This is a genomic window from Pseudomonas sp. 05N434, assembly GCF_056396965.1.
Window position 1 is genome coordinate 1 of sequence record NZ_JBFTMK010000358.1, and the last position, 6,061, is coordinate 6,061.

The following is a 6,061-nucleotide window of genomic DNA, read 5'->3' on the forward strand; positions in this document are numbered from 1 at the left end:
GGCGGTAAACCGGGCGCTGGATAACGTCGACCCGGCATAGCCCCCCCACTCTTTGGGAACGAGCCTTTGTGGCGAGGGGGCTTGCCCCCGTTCGGCTGCGAAGCAGTCGTAAAACCATTGCACGCGGTGCACCCGATACACCGCAGTTGCAGGTTTTGGGGCCGCTTCGCGACCCAACGGGGGCAAGCCCCCTCGCCACAGGTTTTGTATTCACAGCGCCTTTACCTTAACTGACCGGCATTGGGGCAATTCTTCGCCCCAATGTGGCGCATCTTCTCGCACCAACGCGCCAGCCCCGTCCCTTCATGGTGCGTCACGCAAACCCCGCTACCACTCTAATACGACATTTCCTTGCCCGTCCCCGACCGGGCACAGCCCTTGCAAAACAGCCTTCAGTCGTCCGCATCTGCCAACCATAAAAAACTTTAACGTTCATGGAGATCGCACAATGAAGCGTCGCAGTTTGATCAAGGCTTTCACACTCACGGCAAGCATTGCCGCGATGGGCATGACCTGGACTGTCCAGGCCGCCGAGACCATCAAGGTCGGTATTCTGCATTCGTTGTCCGGGACCATGGCGATCTCTGAAACTTCGCTCAAAGACATGGCGTTGATGACCATCGACGAAATCAACGCCAAGGGCGGCGTGAACGGCAAGATGCTGGAGCCTGTGGTCGTGGACCCGGCATCGAACTGGCCGCTGTTCGCCGAAAAGGGCCGGCAGCTGCTGACCCAGGACAAGGTGGCGGTGGTGTTCGGTTGCTGGACCTCGGTGTCGCGTAAATCGGTGCTGCCGGTGTTCGAAGAGCTCAACGGCCTGCTGTTCTACCCGGTGCAATACGAAGGCGAAGAGATGTCGCCGAACGTGTTCTACACCGGCGCGGCGCCCAACCAGCAGGCGATTCCGGCAGTGGAATACCTGATGAGCGAAGAAGGCGGCAGCGCCAAGCGCTACTTCCTGCTCGGCACCGACTATGTCTACCCGCGCACCACCAACAAGATTCTGCGCTCGTTCCTGCACTCCAAAGGTGTGGCGGACAAGGATATCGAAGAGGTCTACACCCCGTTCGGCCACAGCGATTACCAGACCATCGTGGCCAGCATCAAAAAATTCTCCGCCGGTGGCAAGACGGCGGTCATCTCCACCGTCAACGGCGACTCCAACGTGCCGTTCTATAAAGAGCTGGCCAACCAGGGCCTGAAAGCCACCGACGTACCGGTCGTGGCGTTCTCCGTGGGTGAAGAGGAATTGCGCGGCATCGACACCAAACCGCTGGTGGGCAACCTCGCGGCGTGGAACTACTTTGAGTCGGTGGAAAACCCGGTGAACAAGAAGTTCGTCGATGACTGGAAAGCCTACGCCAAGAAACACAACCTGCCGGGCGCCGACAAAGCGGTGACCAACGACCCGATGGAAGCCACTTACGTCGGCATCCACATGTGGGCGCAAGCCGCCGAGAAGGCCAAATCCACCGACGTCGACAAAGTCCGCGAAGCCCTGGCCGGCCAGACCTTTGCCGCACCGTCCGGCTACACCCTGACCATGGACAAGACCAACCACCACCTGCACAAGCCAGTGATGATCGGCGAGATTCAGGCCGACGGTCAGTTCAACGTGGTGTGGCAGACCGAAGGGCCGATCCGCGCCCAACCGTGGAGCCCGTTCATCCCGGGTAACGACAAGAAGCCGGAGTATGCGGTGAAGAGCAACTGAGCCACTGGGGCCTGAGCATGGAGCTCAGGCCCGACACAACTCCTGTGTGAGCGGGCTTTGTGGTGAGGGGGCTTGCCCCCGTTGGGCTGCGAAGCGGCCCCAAAAAACGGGACTACTGCGTAGTCCAGCGGGAGCAAGCTCCCTCGCCACAAAGTTTGCTCCCACACTTAGTCCGCGCAAGGACACTGACATGCCCACTGCCTTTTACCGCTTGATCCTTGCCATCGCACTGTTACTGCCGATGGTCACCCACGCCGGCGACGCCGAAGACTTCGTCGCGGCCAATCCCGTGCAGCAAGCCAAGCTTCTGGAAACCTGGGCCGCGCAGCCCGATCCGGCCCGTATCGAACTGATCAACGCCCTGCAACAAGGCGAGCTGACCATCGATGGCCAACCGAAAACCCTGCGCCTGAACAATCGCCTGCGGGGTCTGATCGACACCGCTTTGGCCAGCCACCAATTGCTCGCCGCCGACGCCAAAACCCGTCTGGCCGCCGCGCAGCAATTGCAGAAAAGCGCCAAACCGGCGCAGCTGAAATTCCTCGACCAGCAACTGGCTAACGAACAAGACGAAACCGTTCACGCCGCCCTGAGCCTGGCCTTGGCCAATCTGCAACTGGTCGACAGTGACCCCGCCGTGCGCCTCGCCGCCGTGCGTTTGCTCGGCGAAACCGGCGACCCGCTGGCCCGCACCCGCCTCGAAGGCTTGCTCGAACCCGGCGTCGAAGCCGACGCCAGTGTGCACACCGCCGCCGAAACCAGCCTGGCCCAGGTCAAACGCAAACTGCTGATCGGTGAGATGCTCGGCCAGGCCTTCAGTGGCATGTCCCTGGGTTCGATTCTGCTGCTCGCGGCATTGGGCTTGGCGATCACCTTCGGCCTGCTCGGGGTGATCAACATGGCCCACGGCGAGATGCTGATGCTCGGCGCGTACTCGACGTACGTGGTGCAGCTGATGTTCCAGCGCTTCGCCCCACAAGCCATCGAGTTCTATCCGCTGATTGCGCTGCCGGTGGCGTTTTTCGTTACCGCCGCCATCGGCATGGCGCTGGAGCRCACGGTGATTCGCCACCTCTACGGCCGCCCGCTGGAAACCCTGCTCGCCACGTGGGGCATCAGCCTGATGCTGATCCAGTTGGTGCGGTTGGTGTTCGGTGCGCAGAACGTCGAAGTGGCCAACCCGGCGTGGTTGTCGGGCGGGATCCAGGTACTGCCCAACCTGGTGCTGCCATACAACCGCATCGTGATCATCGCGTTTGCCTTGTTTGTGGTGGTGCTGACCTGGCTGCTGTTGAACAAGACGCGCCTTGGCTTGAACGTGCGCGCCGTCACCCAGAACCGCAACATGGCGGCGTGCTGCGGGGTGCCGACCGGGCGTGTCGACATGCTCGCCTTCGGCTTAGGCTCGGGCATCGCCGGCCTCGGTGGCGTGGCGCTCAGCCAGATCGGCAACGTCGGCCCGGACCTCGGCCAGAGCTACATCATCGATTCGTTCCTGGTGGTGGTGCTCGGCGGTGTCGGTCAATTGGCCGGCAGCGTGTTGGCTGCATTCGGCCTGGGCATCGCCAACAAGATTCTCGAACCGCAGATCGGTGCGGTGCTGGGCAAAATCCTGATCCTCGCGTTGATCATTCTGTTCATCCAGAAACGTCCGCAAGGCCTCTTCGCACTGAAAGGACGGGTGATCGACTGATGAATCAGCCCCTGATGCTCACGGCTACACAAAAGGCCGGCCCCAAAGTCACCATCGCTGTTGGCGCGGTGATTCTCGTTTTGCTGCTGGCGTTGCCGCTGCTGTCGCTGTTATCGCCCGTCAGCGTTTTTCACGTCTCGGCCTACACATTGACGCTGGTGGGCAAAATCCTTTGCTACGCCATCGTCGCCCTGGCCCTCGATCTGGTTTGGGGCTACGCCGGTTTGCTATCGCTGGGCCACGGTCTGTTCTTCGCCCTCGGCGGTTATGCGATGGGCATGTACCTGATGCGCCAAGCCTCGGGTGACGGCTTGCCGGCGTTCATGACGTTCCTGTCGTGGACCGAATTGCCGTGGTACTGGACCGGCACCAGCAGCTTCCTCTGGGCCATGTGCCTGGTGGTATTGGCGCCGGGATTGCTGGCGCTGGTGTTCGGTTTCTTCGCCTTCCGCTCGCGGATCAAGGGCGTGTATTTCTCGATCATGACCCAAGCCCTGACCTTCGCCGGGATGCTGCTGTTTTTCCGCAACGAAACCGGGTTTGGCGGCAACAACGGCTTCACCAACTTCCGCAGCATTCTCGGGTTTGGCATCACGGAACCGGGGACTCGCGCGGTGTTGTTTTTCGCCACGGTACTGTTGCTGGTGGCGAGCCTGTTCATCGGCTGGCGGCTGGCGCAAAGCAAGTTCGGCCGGGTGCTGACCGCGTTGCGCGATGCCGAGAACCGCCTGATGTTTTGCGGCTACGACCCGCGCGGCTTCAAGCTGTTTGTCTGGGTGTTGAGTGCGGTGTTGTGTGGCCTGGCGGGGGCGTTGTATGTGCCGCAAGTCGGGATCATCAACCCGAGCGAAATGTCGCCGACCAACTCGATCGAAGCGGCGGTCTGGGTTGCCTTGGGGGGGCGCGGCACGCTGATCGGCCCGCTGCTGGGTGCCGGTGTGGTCAACGGGATGAAGAGCTGGTTCACCGTGGCGTTTCCGGAATACTGGCTGTTCTTCCTCGGCGCGCTGTTCATCGTCGTGACGCTGTACCTGCCTAAGGGTGTGATCGGGCTGCTGAAGAAAAGGGGTGAACAATGAGGATCACTGCAACGGCTGAATTCATGCTCGAACCGGCCTTTTTCCCACCGCAGCCCAACAAGGATGCCGGCAGCAGCCGCGATGCCATTGGCCTCGGCCAACGCGTCGGCCCMGGCCTGAATACGCGGCACGGCACCATCCTGACCCTGGAAGACATCAGCGTCAGCTTCGATGGTTTCAAGGCCCTCAACAATCTGAACCTGTACATCGGCGTCGGCGAATTGCGCTGCATCATCGGCCCCAACGGCGCGGGCAAAACCACGCTCATGGACGTGATCACCGGCAAGACTCGCCCCAGTCACGGCAAGGCCTGGTTCGGTGAAACCCTGGACCTGACGCAGATGAGCGAAGTGGAAATCGCCCAGGCTGGTATCGGTCGCAAGTTCCAGAAACCAACCGTGTTCGAAGCCCTGAGCGTGTTCGAAAACCTGGAGCTGGCGCAGAAAACCGACAAGTCGGTGTGGGCCAGTTTGCGGGCTCGYCTGAGTGGTGAACAAAAAGATCGCATCAGTGAAGTGCTGGAAACCATTCGCCTGACCAGTTCGGTCAATCGCCCGGCAGGGTTGTTGTCTCACGGGCAGAAGCAGTTTCTGGAAATCGGCATGCTGCTGATGCAAGACCCGCAACTGCTGTTGCTCGACGAGCCGGTGGCGGGCATGACCGACGCCGAAACCGAATTCACCGCCGAGCTGTTCAAGCGCCTGGCCGGCAAGCATTCGCTGATGGTGGTGGAACACGACATGGGCTTCGTCGGCTGTACTACGGCGGTAGCCACATCCTGCGGGGCCTGACGTTTGAGGTGAAGGTCGGCGAAGTCACCTGCCTGCTCGGGCGCAACGGCGTGGGCAAGACCACCTTGCTCAAATGCCTGATGGGTTTGCTGCCGGCCAAGGAGGGCGCGGTGAACTGGGAAGGTAAACCGATCACCACGTTCAAGCCGCACCAACGGGTGCATGCCGGTATCGCCTACGTGCCTCAGGGCCGGGAAATCTTCGGCCGGCTGACCGTGGAAGAAAACCTGCTGATGGGCCTGTCGCGGTTTCCTGGCTCCGAGGCCAAGGAAGTCCCGGCGTTCATCTACGAGCTGTTCCCGGTGCTGCTGCAAATGAAGCAACGGCGTGGCGGTGACTTGTCCGGCGGTCAGCAACAGCAGCTGGCGATCGGCAGGGCATTGGCCAGTCGTCCACGGCTGCTGATTCTCGATGAGCCCACCGAAGGCATCCAGCCGTCGGTGATCAAGGAAATCGGCGCGGTAATCAAAAAGCTCGCAGCCCGTGGCGACATGGCGATTTTGCTGGTGGAGCAGTTCTACGATTTCGCCGCCGAGCTGGCCGATCAGTACCTGGTGATGTCCCGGGGCGAGATCGTGCAGCAGGGTCGTGGCGAAAATATGGAAGCCGAAGGTGTGCGCGGGCTGGTTACGATCTAACCTGCAGCCTTCTGACGATAAATTAGACGATATGAATTTACCTCTCCCCACTGCGCTGTTTACCCCGAGCTGGCATGCCGAGCTGGAGCTGGGCTACGCCCGTTTCGGCGCCAGCACCCGCCCGGTACAGCGCCGTCATCAAGGCC

Annotated in this window: 4 protein-coding genes and 2 pseudogenes; all 6 read left to right on the forward strand. The window is 61.3% G+C overall.

Annotation, left to right across the window (positions count from 1 at the left end; all coding sequences use genetic code 11):
- Positions 1-448 precede the first annotated feature (448 nt).
- Entirely contained in the window at positions 449-1,714 is a 1,266-nt protein-coding gene (urtA, locus tag AC1DLB_RS20425; protein ID WP_007937152.1) for an urea ABC transporter substrate-binding protein, read from the forward strand.
- A 190-nt stretch (positions 1,715-1,904) separates the two neighbouring features.
- Positions 1,905-3,407, forward strand: a complete 1,503-nt coding sequence (gene urtB, locus AC1DLB_RS20430) for an urea ABC transporter permease subunit UrtB (protein ID WP_477785538.1) — start codon at positions 1,905-1,907, stop codon at positions 3,405-3,407.
- Positions 3,407-4,486 (forward strand): urea ABC transporter permease subunit UrtC, encoded by a 1,080-nt coding sequence (gene urtC, locus AC1DLB_RS20435; protein WP_105340429.1) that lies wholly within the window; start codon positions 3,407-3,409, stop codon positions 4,484-4,486. Before urtB ends, urtC begins: the two co-directional genes overlap by 1 nt.
- Positions 4,483-5,241 (forward strand): annotated as a pseudogene (urtD, locus tag AC1DLB_RS20440) (urea ABC transporter ATP-binding protein UrtD); the annotation flags it as partial. The gene urtC and the pseudogene urtD, both read left to right, overlap by 4 nt.
- A complete protein-coding gene (gene urtE / locus AC1DLB_RS20445; protein ID WP_477785539.1) occupies positions 5,241-5,915 on the forward strand; it encodes an urea ABC transporter ATP-binding subunit UrtE in 675 nt (224 codons plus the stop codon). The pseudogene urtD and the gene urtE, both read left to right, overlap by 1 nt.
- Before the next feature lie 31 nt (positions 5,916-5,946).
- Positions 5,947-6,061 (forward strand): annotated as a pseudogene (locus tag AC1DLB_RS20450) (urease accessory protein UreD); the annotation flags it as partial.

Excerpts from the sequence above, each read along its gene's own strand:
- urtA (WP_007937152.1), top strand. The coding sequence starts at position 449 with ATGAAGCGTCGCAGTTTGATCAAGGCTTTCACACTCACGGCAAGCATT.
- urtC (WP_105340429.1), top strand. The coding sequence starts at position 3,407 with ATGAATCAGCCCCTGATGCTCACGGCTACACAAAAGGCCGGCCCCAAA.